Raw genomic sequence first — 421 nt, 5'->3', positions numbered from 1 at the left:
GGATCATGTCCTCCATCTGCTGCTGGGTGTCCGAGGTCGCGCGCATCATCCATTGTTTTATCACGCTCGCGCGTAACGCTCGAAACTCCGAGACCACCTGGTCGATGGTGAAACCTGACATCAATCGAGTGATCGCATGGCTTTTCGCCGCGGTGTCTTCTTGCGATACGACCTGGCCCTGAGATTTTTCGACCTGTTGCTGCGACGACTGATCAGTCCTCAAATCGGTGGCAATGGCTCGAAGCATCTGCTCGGCGTGATCTCTGAGCTCCTTGGTATCCAGAGGCTCGCCGAGCGTGGACATGGTGCGCGCGAAGTCGGTCCACTCCAGTACAATAGGCTCGATGTTCTCAAGGATGAAGCCCGATAACCGCATAGCAATTAAAACCCAAAAATGAACCCCGCGAATTGCAGATTCGTG

The 421-nt window shown here is 54.6% G+C and carries 1 protein-coding gene; it reads right to left on the bottom strand.

Going from position 1 to position 421, the window contains the following annotated elements; translation table 11 throughout:
• On the bottom strand, positions 1 to 376 hold a 376-nt coding region (locus ALO43_RS20825; RefSeq protein WP_174518516.1), incomplete at its 3' end, for an RsbRD N-terminal domain-containing protein.
• Positions 377 to 421: the final 45 nt, after the last annotated feature.

This window comes from Pseudomonas tremae (assembly GCF_001401155.1).
In the GTDB taxonomy this organism is placed as follows: Bacteria; Pseudomonadota; Gammaproteobacteria; order Pseudomonadales; family Pseudomonadaceae; genus Aquipseudomonas; species Aquipseudomonas tremae.
The sequence above is the reverse complement of the archived record's forward strand: the minus strand, read 5'-3'. Positions and strand labels throughout refer to the sequence as shown.